We start from the raw sequence: 15,655 nt of genomic DNA, 5'->3' as shown, positions 1-15,655 counted from the left end.
GTCAGGCCCAGGCCTGGCGAACCTGCGCGTAGTAGTCGCGAAAGAACGGAACCATCCTCGCGCGATCGCTGGCGACGATGGCCAGCAACTCCGGCGGCAGCACGTATTCGTCCTCGCCCAGTTCGTCGTACAGGCCATTGAGCATCTGCTCGTAGAAACGCGGAAAGGCCTGGTGCCAGCCGACCCTGGGCAAGCGAATGCCGTGTTCCGAGCCCATCGCCAGGTAGTGTTTGAGCGCCTCGGCGCGGGCCTGTTCCTGGGTGTAGAGGCGGATCGGCTTGCGCTCGGGCCGGAAGGTTTCCTCGAACAATCCCGGCCCGCCGCAGATGCGATCGGCCATGTGCTGGGCGAGCAGCGGCGAGAGGAACAATCCATCGCGGTAGGTGCCGGTCAGCAGCCACAGGCCGTCGACCGAGGTCGGGCCGATCAGCGGGCAGGTGTCGACCGCGACTGGCCGATTGCCCGCCTGCCAGGTCACCAGCTGCGCCGCGCACAGATCCTGATCGAGCTGGTCCAGCGCGCATTCGAGCAGGAAGAACATATCGGCGGGCGAGGTGCTCAGCATCGGCTGCGCGAACAAGGTATTGGTCGCGCCGATGTAGAGCTGGCGGCCGCCGCGCGGCACCGCGTGCAGGCCGCAGGCGAAGGCGCGATTGGGCGTGCGCAGCACATGCTGCTGCGCGGACTCCGTCGCGGTTTCCAGCACCAGCGAGGTGCCGCCGCCGGAGAACAGGCGCGGGATGCGCCGCGCCAGCTCGGGGTGCGCATCGAGAATCGACTGGGTCCACACGCCGGCCGCCAGCACCACCTGCGGGGCCGCGATCATCCGGTCGTCGTGAAGCCGAACGCCCTTGATCTGTCCGCCCTGGATGTCGAGCGCCTTGACCGTGGCGTCGACGACACTCAAGGTCGCCGATCGCTCGATCAGCGTGGTCATCGCCTGCAACAGCCGGGCGGCGTCGATCGAACCCTCGCCGGGCAGGAACAAGGCGCGTGAGGGACGGCAATCTTCCGCCGGGTTCAAGCCCGCGATGCGGTTGGGATCGAGTTCTTCGAATGCCTCGCCGCTTTCGCGCAGGGCCTGCTGGATGGCGGCATAGTTTTCGTCTTCGATCGTGCCGGACTTGGCGTTGCTGAAGACCACCGTGCCGGGCGTCATCGACACTCGATCAGCCGCGTCCAGTTCGGCGTTGATGCCTTCGAGCCAGGCCGGCCAGTGTCGCGCCGCGAGCTTGCCTTTCGCCAGCTTGGCGCGGCCGGCATCGGTGCGCAGCAGTTGCGCGGTGACTTCGCCGTAGCAGCCCATCATCGCGCCCGCGGCCGCCGAGGCCGCGCCGCGTCGCGCGGCCGGGCCGACGACAGCCACGCGCAAGCGCGGGTCGCGCAATTGCAAGGCGCGTGCGGTCGCCAGGCCCAGCACGGCGTTGCCTACCACTACGACGTCATAAGTCGACATGAACTCTCCATCGGACTGGCCGCGAGCCGGCCGTGAGTTGACTGTTATCGGTGCGTCCATAATGCGGCGGCGCGCGCGCGGATGTGAGCGACCGATTGCGCAGAATGCGGACTGCGCCCGCAAGGCGAACGCGCGAGGCGATGCCGAGGGCGCGATGTGATCGCTACGCGCTTGGCGCCGATACTTGGCGCCGATAGAAGACAGGGTGCGGATGGAGGATCGAGTATCGAAGCAGGGCGCTGCGGCCGTGCATTGATGATGGTTGCAGCGATATCTTCAAAGATTGTCTGCCTGCAAGAAGCGCAGCCGCATGAATCTGGAGCGCCGCATAGACGGGGGAGAGCGGCACGGGTGAAGCGCAGCCGTGCCGCCGCTGCGCGAGTGGAAACCGCCGCGAGGTCCTTTGTGGGAGGGGATTGAGCCCCGACGCTTTTCTGTCAGCCGATGCAGATCCACGATGTCGGAACGAAAAGCGTCGGGGCTCAAGCCCCTCCCACAACAGGCTTCCAGCAAGAGACTTCAAGGCGATATCGATGATCGGCGCGGCAGCGGCATCACCGGCGCCGATCTCGCGCCTTCAACCACGAGTGCGGTTGCTTCGTGCAGACACCTCGCACAGCCCGCCTGCCGCCCTGCGAACCATCGCGACGCTATGACCAATCCACCGACAACAACCCCGCGATCCTTGACGCCGCGCACGCTCTGCATCACCGGTTTCGCGACCGCACGCGCAGACATGCGCCCGTTCAGCTGGCGCGGACTAGCCTGATCGCTCGGCAGTGCCCGCGGCGCCCGACACGGGTTTGACGTTTCCGTGACGAGCCGCGGCGCATGGTGGCCGTTGCCCATAACCCAATCGGTGAGCCCCATGAACACCCATTTCAAATCCATGATCGCCGCCGCGCTGATGTCCTGCGTCATGGTGACCGGCGCCGCGTCCGCGCAGAGCAAGTCGTCCAAGTCGAAGACGCCGCATTGCTACAACGTCGAAGTGCAGCGTCCCAAGCAGATCAAGGACCAGCACAAGATCGCCGGCACCGCGATCGGCGCGGTCGCGGGTGGTTTGCTCGGTAACCAGGTCGGTGGCGGCAAGGGCAAGAAGCTGGCCACCGCGGCCGGCGCGGTCGGCGGTGCGTTCGCCGGGCGCAAGATCCAGGAAAACCAGCAGAACAAGACCGAGACCGTGATCGAGCGCCGTTGCGATTAAAAGCCGGGATTCGGGATTCGAGAGTCGGGATTGGCGAAAGCCAGTCCCGATTTCTTTTTGGGGCCGTGATTTCGCATCGGCCATGGACCGCCGCTTTGCCGAATCCCAAATCTCGAATCCCCAATCCCCACACTTCACATTCGCCTCATCGGCGCGCGCAGCCGTCTCGCTAGAATGTGCGCCATGGCACGACCGACTTCCGCACTCATTCACACCGACGCCCTGCGTCACAACCTCGCCCAGGCCCGCGCACTCGCACCCCACAGCCGGGTGATGGCGGTGGTCAAGGCCGACGGCTACGGCCACGGGCTCGAACGCGTCGCGCGCGCGCTCGAAGGCGCCGACGCCTTCGGCGTGGCCGCGCTGTCCGATGCCGACCGCCTGCGCGCGGCCGGGCTGTCGCAGCCGATCGTGCTGCTGTCGGGCTTCGACGAAGCCGACGACCTGCCGCAACTGCGCCGGCTCGGGGTCGAAACCGTGGTCCACCACATCAGCCAGGTCGAGATGCTGGAACAGACCGGCGACGGCGATCCGATCCGCTGCTGGCTCAAGGTCGACACCGGCATGCACCGGCTCGGCTTCGCGCCCGAGCGGGTGCACGAGGCGCATGCGCGCCTGAGCGCGGCGGCCAGCGTCGCCGACGGCATCGTGCTGATGAATCACTTCGCCAGCTCCGACGAATTCGACGGCGACTCGCCCGGCAGCCGCCAGACCCGCGAACAACAGCGCGAATTCGCCGCCGCGATCGAGGGCCTGGCCGGCGCGCGTTCGCTGGCCAATTCGGCCGCGGTGCTCGGCTGGCCGGACGCGCATGCCGACTGGATTCGCCCGGGCGGCCTGCTGTACGGCATCAGCGCGGTCGAAGGCCGCAACGGCGAGGACTTCGGCCTGCGTCCGGCGATGACCCTGTCGACCCGCTTGATCGCGGTCAACGCGGTGCGCAAGGGCGAACGCATCGGTTACGCGGCGACTTGGCAATGCCCGGAAGACATGCTGATCGGCGTGGCCGCGATCGGCTACGGCGACGGCTACCCGCGCGCCGCGCCCTCGGGCACGCCGGTGCGCGTGGCCGGGCACGACACCCAGGTCATCGGCCGGGTCTCGATGGACCTGATGACCGTCGACCTGCGCGGCATCCCGCACGCCAAGGTCGGCGATCCGGTGGTGCTGTGGGGGCCGGAGCTGCCGGTCGAACGCATCGCCCAGGTCAGCGGCACGATCGGTTACGAGCTGACCTGCTCGATCACACGGCGGGTGCGCTTCGTCGAAAGCTGAGCCTGGAACGGCGCGCCGTCGCCGTGCGGCCCGCATCGAACCAGTCCCGGTCTGCGCCAGTACATCGGCTGCGTTTTCTGTGGATCACGTCCATTTTTTGTGTCTCGGCTTGCTCGGACTCGTCCGAAAAGCCGGTTTCCGGGTAGGGATGCTCAGTCGTCGACCCGTTTGCACCCATGTCGGGCGCGCATTGCGCGCCGGCGGCCGCTCCGCCCGGAGTCCGGCCCATGGTTGCAAGCAGGGGGATCGATGAAGCAGAGCAAGTTGGTATGCGCACTGGGCCTGGGTCTGGCCGCGATGGTGTCGTCGGCGGCCTCGATGGCGCAGGAACAGCCCAATCCGAACCGCGTGTGGGTCAAGTTCAAGCCCACCGCCGCCGCCGGCACGCCGGGCAAGAGCGCGGGCGCGGTGCCGCTGAGCCTGCAGCAGCGGGTCAGCGCATTGCGCGGCAAGCTGGCCGCGTTGAAGGCCGGCGATGCGACGGTGAACTTCCAGTTCGACAAGCTCAACGCCGCGGTGCTGACCCTGCCGTCGGCCGATGCGATCAAGGCCTTGCGCGCCAATCCCGAGGTCGAGTCGGTCGAGATCGACTACCCGCGCTACCCGATGGCGCAGAGCGTTCCCTACGGCATCGACCAGGTCCAGGCGCGCGATGCGTGGGACGCCAATCGCGACGGCACGATCGACGCCGGCGCGGCGACCGGCGCCGGCATCAAGGTCTGCGTGATCGACTCGGGCATCAACTCCACCCACGAGGATTTCGCCGGCGTCGCGCTGACCGGTTACCCGACCGGCTGGAACACCGACACCTGCGGCCACGGCACCCATGTCGCCGGCACCATCGCCGCGGCCAACAACACCACCGGCGTGGTCGGCGTCAGCCCGGGCAAGGTGTCGCTGCACATCATCAAGATCTTCGGCAGCAACGGCTTCAACGGCAGCGGCCACGGCCAGTGCTCGTGGACCTACAGCTCGACCCTGGTCGACGCGGCGCAGCGCTGCGCCAGCGCCGGCGCCAAGGTCATCAACATGAGCCTGGGCGGCGCGAACAGCTCCACCACCGAACGCAACGCGTTCCAGACCCTGGCCAACAACGGCGTGCTGAGCATCGCCGCGGCCGGCAACGACGGCAACGCGAGCTTGAGCTATCCGGCGTCCTACCCGAGCGTGGTGTCGGTGGCCGCGGTCGACCAGAACAACGTCAAGGCCAGCTTCTCGCAGTTCAATGCCGAGGTCGAACTGTCCGGCCCGGGCGTGGACACCTTCAGCACCACGCCGCTGGCCAACGATCCGCTGCTCATCGGCAACAGCCAGTTCGCCGCCAATCCGATCGCCGGTTCCAAGCAGACCACCGCCAGCGCCGGCTGGGTCAACGGCGGTCTGTGCACGGCTTCCTCGACGAGCTGGCGCAACAAGGTCGTGCTGTGCCAGCGCGGCACCAACACCTTCAACGACAAGGTCACCCGGGTCAAAAGCGGCGGCGGCCTGGCCATGGTCGTCTACAACAACGTCGACGGCCCCTTGCTGGCCGCGTTCTTCAACACCGCCACGCCGCCGCAGCCGGTGACCAGCACCTTGCCGGCGGTCGGCATCAGCAAGGCCGACGGCGAGACCATCATCGCCAGCCTGGCCGGACAGACCGCCACCGTCGACGCCACCCCGTCGGTCAGCAACGTCGCCTACGAGAACAAGAGCGGCACCTCGATGGCGACCCCGCACGTGGCCGGCGCGGCCGCGGTGGTATGGAGCAGCAAGCCGACCGCGACCGCGCAGCAGGTGCTCGAGGCGCTGGAAACCACCGCGCTCGACATCGACGCGGCCGGCCGCGACAACAACACCGGCTGGGGGCTGGTGCGGATCCCGGCCGCGATCGCCGAGCTGCAGTCGCAGTAAACCCAGGGTCGAAGCTTCAGGCCCCTCTCCCTTTCGCGGGGAGAGGGGTCGGCGGAGCGGGGTGGAGGAGGGCGACGGCATTCGTGGACGGCCCGGACGGCGCCGCAGGTCGCGGCAGCGCGATCCGACCATGCCCGCCGACGACACGGCATACTGCCGGTCTCTTCCGTCACGGTCGTCGCGATGCCCGATACCAACGCCATCGCCTTGGTCTGGTTCCGCAACGACCTGCGCCTGGCCGACAACCCGGCCCTGCGCGCCGCGCTCGACGCGGGCTACATCCCGGTCCCGATCTACATCCATGCGCCCGACGAACACGGCAGCTGGCGCCCCGGCGCGGCGTCCGACGCCTGGCGGCATCGCTCGCTCGACGCGCTCGATCGCGACCTGCGCAAACGCGGCTCGCACCTGCGCCGTTTCTTCGGCCCGAGCCTGGCCACGCTGCAATCGCTGGTGCTGGCGACCGATGCCAAGGCGGTGTTCTGGAATCGGCGCTACGAGCCCTACATCGAAAAACGCGACACCAGGATCAAGCAGGCGCTGCGACGCATGGACCTGGAGGTCGAAAGCTTCAACAGCGCGTTGATGTTCGAACCGTGGACCCTGCGCACCAAGCAGGGCGGACCGTTCAAGGTGTTCACCCCGTTCTGGCGCAGCGCACTGGCGAACTGGAAGGACGAACCGCTGTGGGAGCCACCGGCCTCGCTGCCGAACACCCGCGAAGGGCCCGAGGGCGTGCCGCTGACGGCGCTGCGCTTGTCGCCGCGGCGCGATTGGGCCGACGGCTTCTGGGACCACTGGACGCCCGGCGAAGACGGCGCGCACGCCGCGCTCGAGGTCTTCGTCGATGGCGCATTGCGCGGCTACGGCGAACAACGCGACCGGCCCGACCGGGTCGGCACCTCGCGCTTGTCGCCGCACCTGCACTTCGGCGAGATCGCGCCGTGGCGCGCGGCCGCGGTGCTGCGCCAGCACCGCACCGCGGCCAATGCCGGCGACGTCGACTCGGCGGTGCGCGAACTGGGCTGGCGCGAATTCGCCCACCACCTGCTGCACCATTTTCCGGACACGCCGGAACAGAACTTCAACCCGCGCTTCATCGATTTCGATTGGGCGAAGGTGTCCGAGCCGAAGCTCGAGGCCTGGCAGCAGGGCCGCACCGGCGTGCCGATCGTCGACGCCGGCCTGCGCGAGCTGTGGGCCACCGGCTGGATGCACAACCGCGTGCGCATGATCGTCGCCAGCTACCTGACCAAGCACCTGCGCTATCACTGGCGCCATGGCGCGCGCTGGTTCTGGGACACCCTGGTCGACGCCGACCTCGCCAGCAACACCCTGGGCTGGCAGTGGGTGGCCGGCACCGGCGCGGACGCCGCGCCGTACTTCCGCGTGTTCAACCCGGTGACCCAGGCCGAAAAGTTCGATCCCGACGGCGAGTACATCGCCCGCTGGGTGCCGGAACTGGCGCCGTTGCCCGCGCCGCTGCGACACGCGCCGTGGCGCGAACCGCGCACCTTGCAACGCGTGGCCCCCGACTACCCGCCGCAACCGCTGGTCGATCTGGCGGCGGGGCGCGATGGGGCGTTGGCGGCGTATCGCAAGATGCGCGAGTGAGGGAGCGGGAATCGGGAATGGGGAATCGGGAATCGGAACAACAAGAGCCAACGTCGCGCTTTGACCGATTCCCGATTCTCCATTCCCGATTCCCGGCTCCCCGCGTTGACGTCGCTCACAAGCGCGTGATTCACTCGCTGGACTCGCTTGGGAGGGCGCATGGCCACTGCAGAAAACGCCGGTTCGGAAGCACCATCGCGCAAGCGCGCGCGCCGCGAAGCGATGTCGCGGGTCGATACGGCCTGGCTGCGGATGGAACGTCCGACCAATCCGATGATGATCACCGGCGTGCTGATGTTCGCCGAGCCGTTGTCGCTCGATGCGCTCAAGCGCGTCGTCAAGCAGCGCTTCCTGGCCTATTCGCGGTTCCGCCAGAAGGCCGTGGACACCGCGGCCGGTGCGTACTGGCAGACCGACGAAGACCTGGACCTGGACTGGCATGTCCAGCACACCGCGCTGCCCGGCCGCGGCGGCAAGCGCGCGCTGGAACGTTTCGCCAGCCAGCTCGCGTCGAGCCCGCTCGACGGCAGCCGGCCGCTTTGGCAATTCCACCTGGTCGAACGCTACAACGGCGGTTCGGCGCTGGTCGCGCGCATCCACCACAGCTACGCCGACGGCATCGCCCTGGTCCAGGTGCTGCTGTCGCTGACCGATACCACCGCGCAGCCGGCCAAGGGCAGCGACCTGGCCCATGCCTGGCTCAAACAGGACGGCGCCGATGTGGCCCGCCGCGTCGGCGCGGTCGATCGCTACATGAAGCTCGGCAGCCGCGCGCTCGAAAAGGGCATGGAGATGTACCGCGACCCGACCCTGGCGACGATGCTGGCCAAGGAGGGCGGCGAGATCGCGCGCGAGTTGCTGCAGGCGCTGTCGTTGTCGGACGACCCGCCGTCGATGCTGCGCGGCAAGCTGGGCGTGTCCAAGCGCGTCGCCTGGGCCGAACCGCTCGACCTGGAAGAGGTCAAGGCGGTCGGGCGCGCCTGCGACTGCACGGTCAACGACGTGCTGATGGCGACCGCGGCGGGCGCGTTGCGCAGCTACATGATCGAGCGCGGCGACAACGTCGACGGCCTGACCTTGCGCGCCACCGTGCCGGTCAACCTGCGGCCGCTGGAGCACGCACGCAAACTCGGCAATCACTTCGGGCTGGTGTTCCTGGATCTGCCGGTGGGCGAGGCCAACCCGATCCGGCGCGTGGAACGCGTTGCCGAGTGCATGAATAATCTCAAGAATTCAAGACAAGCCATTGTTTCATTTGGACTTCTTGCGGCACTCGGCATGGCACCGGCGCAGGTCCAGGGGCTGGCGCTGGAATTGTTCAGCCGCAAGGCCACGGCCGTGGCGACCAACGTGCCCGGTCCGCAGCAGCCGCTGTATATGGCCGGCAGCCGTCTGGACGAGATGATGTTCTGGGTGCCGCAGACCGGCTCGATCGGCGTGGGCATCTCGATCCTGAGCTACAACGGCCGGGTCCACTTCGGCCTGATCGCCGACGGCAAGCTGATCCCGGATCCGGACGAAGTCATCAGCCGCTTCGGCGCCGAGTTCGACAAGCTGCTGTACCTGGCGCTGATGGGCAACTGGGACGTGACCCTCGACGCCGATGCCGCGGATGCGTTGATCGCCTGAGGCTTGCAGCGGCGTTCGCGGCAATCGGCGACGCCGGGGCGGCGTCGCCGGCCCGAGCTCGGCGAATGATCCGCCGCCGCGTCGCCGTGCGGGCAGGGCGTACTGAACGTGGCGACACACGACGCTGCCGATCCAGTCCGTCGCCAGCGCCCGCACACTGCCGGCGCCCTCCGCGACGACTGAAAACGATTTACGCCTGCCGTCGCCTGAACAGGCGACCGGCCTCGTCACTCGTCCCCCACGGCGACGTGATTAGCTTGTCTGCGATCCGCCACACAGACGAGGTTTCCCGATGAAGACCCAGATCAAGCTCGCGCTCGCGGCCGCCACCATGACCGCGCTGCTCGCCGGCTGCGCTACCGGCGGTGGCGGTTACTACGGCGGCCAGCAACAGCCTTATCCGAATAATCAGTACCCGCAGGGCCAGAACCAGCCGCAGCAGCAAGGCGGCATGAACCGCACCCAGAAGGGCGCCCTGATCGGCGCGCTCGCCGGTGTCGCGGCCGGCCTGCTCAGCGGCGACGATGCGACCGAACGCCGCCAGCGCGCCCTGATCGGCGCCGGCGTCGGCGGTCTCGCCGGCGGTGCGATCGGCAACTACCAGGACCGCCAGGAACGCGCGTTGCGCGATCGCATGGCCGGCACCGGCGTCGACGTGGTCCGCCAGGGCGACAACATCACCCTGAACATGCCCAGCAACATCACCTTCGCCTTCAACAGCGCCAACCTCGACCCGCAGTTCTACGGCGTGCTCGACAACGTCGCCAGCACCCTGACCGAGTACAACCAGACCATCGTCGAGGTCGCCGGCCACACCGACAGCATCGGCACGGACGCGGTCAATCAGCGTCTGTCCGAGCAGCGCGCGGCGAGCGTCGGCAACTATCTGATGTCCAAGGGCCTGGTGCGCGACCGTTTCATCCTGACCGGCGCCGGCAAGACCCGTCCGATCGCGAGCAACGACACCGACGCGGGCCGCGCGCAGAACCGCCGCGTCGAGATCACCCTGGTCCCGGTGCGCTCGTGATGTAATCGCGGCGTGGGCTGCGGCCACCACCGACGGCAGCTCCGTCGCGGTAAGCCGACATCGCCGAAGTAGAACGAAACGGGTCGCGCAGGCGGCCCGTTTTTTTTGCGCGACGCCGCGACTGCGCCGTCGGCCGACCTGACGGTAAAAGGCTGGACCGGCCCGCCTGAGCCGATCCCCGCGATCTCGCTAGCCGTCGTTTGCGCTCGGACACCACTGGCAGCACGTCGAATGCGGTCGCACTCAAGCCTGCAACCCGGGCGCACTCGTATCGCCGCGAGTTTCCTCGCTCCAGGCCGCAGGTCCGCAGCGGCCCTCGGATCGTGCGTTGCCACGGATGTCCGCATCCCGACGCTAGCTGCGATTAACCCCTTTGATCCGCCACCGCCCGGCGACTCCAGGACCCGGCCATACCCGCCCGATTCGCCGCTGTTTGCCGTTCCTATGCCTGCGGCTTATATGCGATGTGCCGCAATGGCCTGCGGATGGTGTCCTGATTGATGCGCCCACTGCGATGAGTCAGGTAAGTCCGCCAAGGTTGGGGCAGGCGGTAACGCAAGCCGCCACGGCCGCAACGCGCCAAGACTGCGCCGGTCCTTGCCGCGCCCGTCCAGGCCGTCGTGCAGGCGAAGCACCGCGAGAGCGGAACGTCGGACGCAGCATCGTGTCACCAGCGCCAACCGGATCAACGCCTGTCGCCGCGGAGTCGGCACTTCGAATGCCCGAATCGGGATTTCGAATTCAGAACCAGCCGATCCGGTGGGTGGTCACCCTCGAAGAGAATTCACTGTGAGCCTTGCATGAGTCTGCGCATCGCCCTATCCGACGATCATCCCGTGGTTCGCGCCGGCGTGCGCGCCCTGCTCGAAACCGCTTCGGGTCTCAACGAAGACTGGAAGGTGGTGGCCGAGGCGGCCAACGCCGACGAACTGTTGAACCTGTTGGCCGAAACCCCGCTGGATCTGTTGATCACCGACTTCTCGATGCCCGGCAGCCGCGCCGGCGACGGGCTCACCCTGATCGGCATGATCCGCCGCCGCTATCCCAATTTGCCGGTGATCGTGCTGACCATGATCAGCAACGTGCCGGTGCTGCGCGCGATCGCCGACGCCGGCGTGCGCGGCCTGCTCGACAAGGCCGCCGCGGCGACCGAACTGCCCAACGTGGTGCGCTCGGTGATGCAGGGCCGCGAGTACTACGGCGAAGCGCTGCGCGGCGCGCTGGAAAGCAACGGCGAACGCGAGGAACACCTGGCGCTGTCGCCGCGCGAAACCGAGGTCCTGCGCTTGTTCGTGGCCGGCAACTCGGTGTCGGAAATCGCCGCCAAACTGCATCGCAGCAAGCAGACCATCAGCCGGCAGAAGACCGATGCGATGAACAAGCTCGGCCTGAAGAACGATCTGGAGATCTACGACTACGCCCGCTCGATGGGCCTGGTGTCCTGAGTCGACGGATGCGTCGCAGGCCCGACATCGAAGCGGCTTCGGCGATGGCGCATCCGCCCGGTCTGCGGCTCGATGCCGCGCCGGATGCCGCCGCCTCATCGGCATGGCCGCGGCGCTGGGCGTGGGCGGTCGTCTGCATGCTGTGCCTGGGCCTGTCGCCGCTGGAAGCGCAGCACGCGCCGGATGCATCGGCGGCCCCGGCCGTCGAGAGCGCGGCCAGCGGATCCGTCGCCGACGCCGCTTCGCAGGCGCCCGCGCCGAGCCCGGCAGCCGCCGCTGCCGCCACCGTGCCGTCCGCCGCCAGCGCACAACGCGCGCCCGACGCGCCACGCATTCCAGTGTTGCCGAACGTCGTGCGCCTGGCCGTGCCGACCTACGGCGCGATGCCGCACGCGGACTACAACCAGGGGCATCCGCAGGGCATGAGCGTGGCGCTGATCCGCGAGATCCTCGGCGCCAAGGGCATCCGGGTGAAGTACGTGCCGTTGCCGAATGTCGAGGAAATCGCCAGGGCGATGTGCGAAGGCCGGGTCGACCTGGCCATGAGCGTGACCCTGACCACCGCGCGCACCCGCTGCATCGCCTACACCGATCCGTATTTGCAGTTGGGCGTGTACGCGGTGCGTCAAGCGGCCGATACCCGGGTGATCAACAGCGAAACCCTCAAGCGCATGCGCATCGCGGTGCTCAAGGGCTCGCAGATCCAGGTGCAGGCGCCGGACTGGTTTCCGAAGGCGCAGTTGATCGAGGTCGGCAGCGTCGGCGAGGCGCTGCGGCTGGTCGACGAAGGCAAGGCCGATCTGTACTTCGATACGCCGCCGATCATCCGCTGGCACCTGGAACACGAGCGCTACCCGCATCTGAACGTTCTGGCCACCGACCAGTTGCCGGCGGCGATCCGCGAGCCGGTGGTCTCGCTGCTGTTCACCGCGCCGCACGCGCAGCTGCCGCTGTTGCGCCTGGTCGACGCCGAACTCAAGCGCGATCCCGAACGCATCCAGCGCCTGCGCGTCCAGTGGCTGGGCGAACAGGCGCACGACGAGAACAGCACCGCGTCGCTGACCAACGCCCAGCGCGAATGGCTGGGCAAGCAACCCAGGCTGCGCATCGCGATCGCCGACAATTCCGCGCCGCTGAGCACGATCGACAGCGACGGCAAGGCCGAGGGCATCCTGCCGGACTACATCCACATGGTCGAGGAACACCTCGGGGTGCAGTTCGAGCCGGTCCTCGGCAACGGCTACAAGAGCGTGGCCAACGCGATGCTGACCGGCACCGCCGACATCGCGCTGGTCCCGATCGGCGGGCTGCCCGGCGAACATTGGGTCTACAGCCAGCCGGTCGATCGCATTCCCACGGTGATCGTGACCCGCCACGACAACCCGGCGGCGATCGGCATGGAAAGCCTCGCCGGCAAGCGGGTGTCGGTGAACCAGCTGCACCGCATCGGCGCGGCGGTGCTCAAGGCCGCGCCGGATGCGCGGGTGGTCGGCGTGACCACCCACGCCGAAGGCTTGCGGCTGGTCGCGGCCGGCAAGGTCGACGCGCACGTCGGCAATCTGGCGGTGATCGACCAGGTCATCAACACCCAGTTCGATCCGCGCTCGTTCCAGGTCGCGCCGGCGGACATGGAAGAAGACATCGCCTTCGTCGTCGACGAACGTCTGGCGCCGCTGATCCCGATCATCGACCGGCAACTGTCGGGCATGTCCGAAGCCGAGCACCAGCGCATCCACACGCACTGGATCAGCGCCGACTACAACTACGGCCTGGCCTGGTCCAACGTGATCGTGATCGTGGCCGGCTCGCTCCTGGCGATTGCCGCGATCAGCGCGTTCTACCTGCGGCTGCGCCAGGAATCGCGCCGTCGCGAACTGGCCGATCGCAAGCTGCGCGAAGTCGCCGGCAATCTGCCCGGCGTGGTGTTCAAGGCCCAGCGCAGCGTCAGCGGGCATATCCGCTTTCCGTATCTTACCGGCCGCTCGGAACTGTTGTTCGGGGTCGGCGCGGAGCGTCTGGTCGCCGAGGAACGGTTGATCTATTCGCGCGTTCACCCCGCCGACCGGCGTGGACTGGGCAGGGCGATCTGCGATGCCGCGTTGACGCGCGGCGAGATCAACGCCGATTTTCGCGTGCTCACCGACGACGGTTCGATCCGCTGGGTGCGGGTCAACGCGCTGCCGCAACGCCCGCAGCCGGACGACGAAGGGCAGGCCAGCTACGCCGGCTATTTCGTCGATGTCACCGACGCCCACGCCCAGGCCGAAGCGCTGGCCGCGGCGAAGGAACAGGCCGAAGCCGCGACCCGGGCGAAATCCAATTTCCTGGCGACGATGAGCCACGAGATCCGCACGCCGATGGGCGGCATGGTCGGCATGCTCGAACTGCTCGGCCAATCCGACTTGAACGAGGACCAGAACGTATTGCTCGGCCACATGCAGGATTCGGCGCACTCCTTGCAGGACATCCTCGACGACATTCTCGATGTGTCCAAGATCGAGGCCGGCCATCTGCGCCTGGAACACGCGCCGATGCAGCCGCGCGCGCTCGCCGATGCGGTCGCCATGCACACCGCATCGGCCTGCCGCAAGAAAGGCCTGCGCCTGGACGTGCAGGTGGACGCCGCGGTCGCGCGCTTCTACCTGGGCGATGCCATGCGCTTGCGCCAGGTGCTGCTGAATCTGCTCGGCAACGCGGTCAAGTTCACCGAGCGCGGCGGCGTGTGGCTGGACATCGGCCTGGATGAAGCCGCGCCGCCCGCAAGCGATGCGGACCCGGCGGCGCTCGCGCGCCTGCGCATCGAGATCGGCGACACCGGCATCGGCATGAACGCCGAGCAGGTCGCGCGCGTGTTCGAGCCGTTCCATCAGGCCGACGATTCGACCTCGCGCCGTTTCGGCGGCACCGGCCTGGGCCTGTCGATCTGCCGCAGCCTGGTCGAGCTGATGGGCGGCACGATCCGCATCGACAGCCGCGAAGGCGAGGGCACGCGGGTAATCGCTTCGCTGCCGCTGAGCCGCGCCGAAGTGCCCGTGACCGATCCGGCGCCGTTGCGTGTGGCCGTCGCGGTACGCGATCCGCGCCGCGCGCAGGCGCTGCGGCAGCAGTTGCTGGCGCTGGGCAACGAGATGGCAGAATCCGACGCCGCGGCCGAGCTGCTGTTCGTCGACGGCGAGGTGGCCGACACGGTGCGGGTATTACGGCGGCCGGACTCGCCGACTGACTACGTCATCGACGCCAATCCGCTGCTGCACCTGCAGGTGGTGCGCGCCTGCGCCTGGAGCCGCGATCCGTCCGGCGACGGCCATGGCGAGCGCTCGCCGCTCGCGGCGATCGAGGCGCCGCGCGCCGCGCGCATCCTGGTGGTCGAGGACAACGCGGTCAATCGCGAATTGATCCGGCGCCAGCTCGCGCAACTGGGCTACGGCTGCGACTTGTGCGACGACGGCAACGCCGCCCTGGCCACACTGTGCGGGCAACGCTACGACCTAGTGCTGACCGACTGCCAGATGCCGCTGGTCGACGGCTACACCCTGACCCGCGAGATTCGCGAGCGGGAACGCCGCAACGGCGAACCGCGTCTGCCGATCATCGCCATCACCGCCAGCGCCTTGCCCGAGCAGGTCGATCAGTGCATCGCCGCCGGCATGGACGCGTATCTGATCAAACCGGTGCATCTGCCGGAATTGCGCGAAACCCTGCAGCACTGGCTGCCGGCCGAGGCGGGCGATGGGCCAAACGAAGCGACGTTCGCCGACGCCGCGCCGTCGCTCGTGGTCGCACCGGCCTTGCAGCAAGTGGTGCCGGTGCTGCTGCGCGAACTGCCGCAGGATCTGGCCCGGATCGATCAGGCGATCGCTAGCGGCAGCGGACTGGACGCGGCCGCCGCGGTGCATCGCGCGGTCGGCAGCATTGCCTTGTTCGATCTCGGATTGGCCCGGATCGGGCAGCAGTTGGAACTGCAACTGCGAAGCGAAGCGGTGGCCGATCTCGACCATGCGGTGGCCGCCTTCACCCGCGGCGTGCGCGGCCTGCAAGGACGACTGTCCGCGACGCTTTGAGCGCGCTCGCAACGACGCCACGCGCCCGATCGGAACCGGACGCTCGCC

9 protein-coding genes are annotated in these 15,655 nt (G+C 68.2%); 8 read left to right on the top strand and 1 reads right to left on the bottom strand.

All coding sequences use genetic code 11. The features are described 5' to 3' along the window. Position 1: 1 nt before the first annotated feature. Complete coding sequence (locus tag KME82_RS13220; protein ID WP_215494461.1) at positions 2 to 1,456, bottom strand: NAD(P)/FAD-dependent oxidoreductase; 1,455 nt, start codon at positions 1,454 to 1,456, stop codon at positions 2 to 4. A gap of 868 nt (positions 1,457 to 2,324) precedes the next feature. Here KME82_RS13220 and KME82_RS13215 point away from each other — a divergent pair. From KME82_RS13215 to KME82_RS13180, 8 genes are all read left to right on the top strand, one after another. Beyond that, positions 2,325 to 2,663, top strand: a complete 339-nt coding sequence (locus tag KME82_RS13215) for a glycine zipper 2TM domain-containing protein (RefSeq protein ID WP_215494460.1) — start codon at positions 2,325 to 2,327, stop codon at positions 2,661 to 2,663. Between the two features lie 183 nt (positions 2,664 to 2,846). Next, positions 2,847 to 3,938 (top strand): alanine racemase, encoded by a 1,092-nt coding sequence (gene alr, locus KME82_RS13210; RefSeq protein WP_215494459.1) that lies wholly within the window; start codon positions 2,847 to 2,849, stop codon positions 3,936 to 3,938. A 249-nt stretch (positions 3,939 to 4,187) separates the two neighbouring features. Beyond that, positions 4,188 to 5,831 carry a S8 family serine peptidase gene (locus KME82_RS13205; RefSeq protein WP_215494458.1) on the top strand — a complete coding sequence of 548 codons (1,644 nt, stop codon included), beginning with the start codon at positions 4,188 to 4,190 and terminating at the stop codon, positions 5,829 to 5,831. 183 nt (positions 5,832 to 6,014) lie between these two features. Beyond that, on the top strand, positions 6,015 to 7,445 hold the full coding sequence (locus tag KME82_RS13200) for a cryptochrome/photolyase family protein (protein WP_215494457.1): 1,431 nt from the start codon (positions 6,015 to 6,017) through the stop codon (positions 7,443 to 7,445). A 159-nt stretch (positions 7,446 to 7,604) separates the two neighbouring features. Further along, the gene (locus KME82_RS13195; RefSeq protein ID WP_215494456.1) at positions 7,605 to 9,074 is read left to right on the top strand and encodes a WS/DGAT/MGAT family O-acyltransferase; all 1,470 of its coding nucleotides are present in this window, start codon (positions 7,605 to 7,607) and stop codon (positions 9,072 to 9,074) included. 292 nt (positions 9,075 to 9,366) lie between these two features. Further along, positions 9,367 to 10,101, top strand: coding sequence for an OmpA family protein (locus KME82_RS13190; protein ID WP_215494455.1), 735 nt, complete (start codon positions 9,367 to 9,369; stop codon positions 10,099 to 10,101). Positions 10,102 to 10,901: 800 nt separating this feature from the next. Beyond that, a complete protein-coding gene (locus tag KME82_RS13185) occupies positions 10,902 to 11,546 on the top strand; it encodes a response regulator (RefSeq protein ID WP_215494454.1) in 645 nt (214 codons plus the stop codon). 8 nt (positions 11,547 to 11,554) lie between these two features. After that, on the top strand, positions 11,555 to 15,607 hold the full coding sequence (locus tag KME82_RS13180; RefSeq protein WP_215494453.1) for an ATP-binding protein: 4,053 nt from the start codon (positions 11,555 to 11,557) through the stop codon (positions 15,605 to 15,607). Positions 15,608 to 15,655 lie beyond the last annotated feature (48 nt).

The organism is Lysobacter capsici (genome assembly GCF_018732085.1).
GTDB lineage: Bacteria > Pseudomonadota > Gammaproteobacteria > Xanthomonadales > Xanthomonadaceae > Lysobacter > Lysobacter capsici_A.
This window is presented reverse-complemented; position numbering and strand designations above follow the sequence as displayed.

Coding starts and splice junctions, on each gene's coding strand:
- alr (WP_215494459.1), top strand. CDS start 2,847: ATGGCACGACCGACTTCCGCACTCATTCACACCGACGCCCTGCGTCAC.
- KME82_RS13220 (WP_215494461.1), bottom strand. CDS start 1,456: ATGTCGACTTATGACGTCGTAGTGGTAGGCAACGCCGTGCTGGGCCTG.
- KME82_RS13205 (WP_215494458.1), top strand. CDS start 4,188: ATGAAGCAGAGCAAGTTGGTATGCGCACTGGGCCTGGGTCTGGCCGCG.
- KME82_RS13180 (WP_215494453.1), top strand. CDS start 11,555: ATGCGTCGCAGGCCCGACATCGAAGCGGCTTCGGCGATGGCGCATCCG.
- KME82_RS13185 (WP_215494454.1), top strand. CDS start 10,902: ATGAGTCTGCGCATCGCCCTATCCGACGATCATCCCGTGGTTCGCGCC.
- KME82_RS13190 (WP_215494455.1), top strand. CDS start 9,367: ATGAAGACCCAGATCAAGCTCGCGCTCGCGGCCGCCACCATGACCGCG.
- KME82_RS13195 (WP_215494456.1), top strand. CDS start 7,605: ATGGCCACTGCAGAAAACGCCGGTTCGGAAGCACCATCGCGCAAGCGC.
- KME82_RS13215 (WP_215494460.1), top strand. CDS start 2,325: ATGAACACCCATTTCAAATCCATGATCGCCGCCGCGCTGATGTCCTGC.
- KME82_RS13200 (WP_215494457.1), top strand. CDS start 6,015: ATGCCCGATACCAACGCCATCGCCTTGGTCTGGTTCCGCAACGACCTG.